The organism is Kitasatospora sp. NPDC047058 (assembly GCF_040643935.1).
In the GTDB taxonomy this organism is placed as follows: domain Bacteria; phylum Actinomycetota; class Actinomycetes; order Streptomycetales; family Streptomycetaceae; genus Kitasatospora.
Genome location: NZ_JBEYVJ010000511.1, coordinates 1 through 4211 on the forward strand (window position 1 = coordinate 1; position 4211 = coordinate 4211).

Genomic DNA, 4211 nt, shown 5'->3' on the forward strand with positions numbered 1-4211 from the left:
GGCCCGCCGGGCAGCCCGCGGCCGCGCCGCCCGAGGACCAGGCGGTCGCGGTGATCGGCCTGGCCGGCCGCTTCCCCCTGGCCGACGACCTGGACGAGTTCTGGCGCAACCTCACGGCCGGCCGCGACTGCGTCACCGAGATCCCGGCGGACCGCTGGGACCACAGCCGCTGGTACGACGCCGACCCGGCCGCGCCCGGCCGCGCCCACACCCGCTGGGGCGGCTTCCTGCGCGACGTGGACCGCTTCGACCCGGTCTTCTTCGGGATCTCGCCCCGCCAGGCCGAGGTGATGGACCCGCAGGAGCGGCTGTTCCTGCAGACCTCGTGGCACGCGCTGGAGGACGCCGGATACCGCCGGGCCGACCTGTCCGGCCGCCCGGTGGGCGTGTACGTCGGCGTCATGTACGGCGAGTACCAGTTCCACGGCGCGCTGGACGCGCTGCGCGGCGGCCGCCCGCTGACCGGCTCGTCCTTCGCGACCATCGCCAACCGGGTCAGCCACGCCCTCGACCTGTCCGGCCCGAGCATGGCCCTGGACACCATGTGCTCGTCCTCGCTCACCGCCATCCACCTGGCCTGCGAGAGCCTGCGCCGGGGCGAGTCCGAGCTGGCCCTCGCCGGCGGCGTCAACGTCTCGGTCCACCCCTACAAGTACGCGTTCCTGAGCCAGGGCCGCTTCCTCTCCTCCGACGGGCGCTGCCGGGCCTTCGGCGCCGGCGGCGACGGCTACGTGCCGGGCGAGGGGGTCGGCGCCGTCCTGCTCAAGCCGTACCGCAAGGCCGTCGAGGACGGCGACCGGATCCACGGCGTCATCCTGGCCAGCGCCGTCAACCACGGCGGCCGGACCAACGGCTACACCGTGCCGAGCCCCCGGGCGCAGCAGCGGGTGATCACCGACGCGATGGCCCGGGCCGGGGTGACCCCGGAGGACATCGGCTACGTCGAGGCCCACGGCACCGGCACCAACCTCGGCGACCCGATCGAGCTGACCGGCCTGACCAACGCCTACCGCGAGGCCGGCGCCGCGCCCGGCACCTGGCCGATCGGCTCGGTCAAGTCCAACGTCGGCCACCTGGAGTCCGCCGCCGGGATGGCCGGCCTGGCCAAGGTGCTGCTCCAGTTCGCCCACCGGACGCTGGTGCCCTCGCTGCACAGCGCCGAGCTCAACCCGAACATCGACTTCGCCCGCTCCCCGTTCCGGGTGCAGCGCGAGCTCGCCGCCTGGCCCGAGGGCGAGCGGCCGCGCCGGGCCGGGCTGAGCTCCTTCGGCGCCGGCGGCTCCAACGCGCACCTCGTGCTGGAGGAGTCGCCGCGCCCCGACCCCTCGGCCGACCGGCCGGCGGGGGAGCAGCACGCCCACGAGCCCGTCCTCTACCTGCTCTCCGCCCGCGACGAGGAGCGCCTGCGCGCCTACGCCGGCCGGTCGGCGGCGTTCCTGGAGACCGAACGCGTCCCGCTGGCCGACCTCTGCTTCACCACCCAGGTGGGCCGCGAGGCCCTGCAGACGCGCCTCGCGGTGGTCGCCACCGACGGCGCCGGCCTGGTCGCCGCGCTGCGCCGCTACGCCGAGGGCGGCCCGCTGCCGGCCGTCACCGACGACGGCGCCCTGGAGGAGGCGGCCCGCCGCTGGCTGGGCGGCGCCGACGTCGACTGGGCCGCCTGGCACGCGGCCCGGCCCGGCCCGGTCCCGCGCCGGGTCGCCGCCCCCAACTACCCGTTCGCGGCCGAGCGTTACTGGATCCCGCTGGACCCGGACCCCGGTGCGCCGCACCCGCTGGTGGACGCCAACGAGTCCACCGTCGCGGAGGTGCGGTTCCGCAAGACCCTGCGCGCGGGCGACCGGCTGCTGCGCGACCACGTGATCGAGGGCCGGGCCCTGCTCGCCGGCGCCGCCACCCTGGAGTTCGTCCGGGCGGCCGCCGGGCTCGCCGAGCCGGGCGTCCGGCACGCCCTGCGGGACGTGGTGTGGGGGCGGGTGGTCGAACCGCCCCGCGGCGGGCTCGACCTGTACGTCTCCTTCCGGCCCGACGGCGGCCGGCTCGCCTTCGAGGTCTACAGCGGGCAGGGCGAGGGGCGGACCACCCACGCCCGCGGCGGCGCCGTGCCCGCCCCCGCGACGGCGGGGGCCGGGCAGCGCCTCGACGACCTGCGCGCCCGGCTGGCCCCGGTCCGCGACCGGGCGTCCGTCCACACCGACTACGAGGCCGCGGGCTTCGCGTACGGCCCGTCGTACCAGGTGGTCGAGGAGGTCCGGAGCGGGCCGGGCGAGGCGCTGGTCCGGCTCGGCGGCGACGGTCCGGCCGAGGGTCCGGAGCTGTCGGCGGCGCTGCTCGACGGCGCCCTGCGGGCCTGCCACTGGGCCGGCCGGACCGCCGCACCCCGCCCGGGCGAGCTGGCGGTGCCGTTCAGCCTGGGCGCCTTCGACGTGCTCGACGTGTCCGACAGGGGCGACGGGCCCGGCCCGCTGGCGGCCGTCCGGCACGCGCACGCCCGGCTGACCGGCGAGACGGCCGGGGTCCGCCGCTTCGACCTCACCCTGTACGACGAGGACGGCCGCGTGCTGGCCGAGCTGCGGGACTTCGCCGGCCGGACGACGACGGCTGCGGCCGGGGCAACCGGGGCGGCCGGCCTCGCGACGGCCACCGCGACGGACCGGGTGCTCGCCGCCGGGACCGCCCCCGCCGCCACCACCGTGACGGCCCGGGTGCCCGCCGCCGACGCCGGGCAGGTCCGGCTCTACGCGCCGCACTGGGAGGCGGCCGCCGAGCCGGGGCAGCGGAGCCCGGCCGGCACGCTGGCCCTGATCGGCGGCCGGCCCGGCCTCGAAGCGGCCCTGGCCGCCGCCGGGGGGTGGCGCCGCGTCGTCACCGTCGCCGAGGGCGCACCGGACCCGGCCGGGCGGCTCGCCGGCACGCTGGCCGGCCTGGCCGGAGCGGACGGCCTCGACCTGGCCGTGTTCCCCGGGGCGGCCGCCGCCGGGGAGTCACCGGCCGACGTGCTCGACCGCACCTGTGCCACGGTGCTCGACGTGCTCGACGCGGTGCGCTCCGGCGAGCTGCCCGGCCGGGTCCGGTGTGCCCTGGTCCACCCCCAGGACGACGGCCGGGACCGGCCCGAGTGGGCCGCGCTGGCCGGGTTCGCCCGGTCCACGGCGGCCGTCGCACCCCGCTTCGAGCTGCTGACCCTGGCCGTCGACGCGCGGACGCCCGACGAGGAGCTCGCCGCCGCCGTCGCGGTCGAGCTGTGCGCGGCCGCCGGTGCCGCGGGTACGGAGGTGCGCCGCACGGCGGACGGTGAGCGCACCGTGCGGGTGCTGCGGCCGCTGACCGGCGCCGGAGAGGACGGCGCGGACGGCGACGCCGCGCCCCCGCAGCTGCGCGAGGGCGGCGTCTACGTCCTCACCGGCGGCAGCGGGGCCATCGGCCAGGCGCTCGCCGGGCACCTGGCCCGGACGTACCGCGCGAAGCTGGTGCTGATCGGCCGCTCCGAGCCGGACGCCGCGGCGCGCGAGTGGCACCGGGAGCTGGCCGCGCTGGGCGCCGAGGTCTGCACGCTGCGCGCCGACGTGGCCGAGGCCGGCGAGCTCGCCGCCGCGCTGGCCGCCGCGCGGACGCGGTTCGGTGCGCTGCACGGCGTCTTCCACCTGGCGGGCGTCGCCGACAGCGGGTACGTCACCGACGGCGACCGCGCGCGGTTCGGCCGGGTGCTGGCCGCCAAGACCCACGGCCTGGTCCACCTGGACCGGCTGACCCGGGACGACGAGCTCGACCTCTTCGTGGTCTTCTCCTCGGTCTCCTCGCTGGTCGGCGACTTCGGCGCGGCGAGCTACGCCACCGGCAACCGCTTCGCCGACCTCTACACGGTGCTGCGCGACGACCGGGTCCGCGCGGGGACGCGGCACGGCCGCAGCGTGTCGCTCGGCTGGCCGCTCTGGGCGGTCGGGGGCGTGGACGGCCTGGTCGGGCAGCAGGAGCTGGCCGCGTACGCCCGGCGCACCGGGATGGCGGCGCTGACGGCCGGGCAGGGCATCGAGGCCTTCGAGCAGGCGCTCGCCCTCGGGCGGCCGTGGCTGGTGCCCGCCTGGGGCGACCCGGCGGCCATGGACGCGGCGCTCGCGGGCATGACCGACGCGCCGCGGTTGGAGACGCCGTAGCTGTAGACGTTCCACGGGGCGGTCTCGTGCTTGCCGGTCAGGCGGGACTGGATGTCG

The 4211-nt window shown here is 78.2% G+C and carries 1 protein-coding gene; it reads left to right on the forward strand.

All coding sequences use genetic code 11. The features are described 5' to 3' along the window. The first annotated feature begins 50 nt into the window (after positions 1-50). Complete coding sequence (locus ABZ885_RS36465; protein ID WP_360198717.1) at positions 51-4154, forward strand: type I polyketide synthase; 4104 nt, start codon at positions 51-53, stop codon at positions 4152-4154. The last annotated feature ends 57 nt before the right edge of the window (positions 4155-4211 follow it).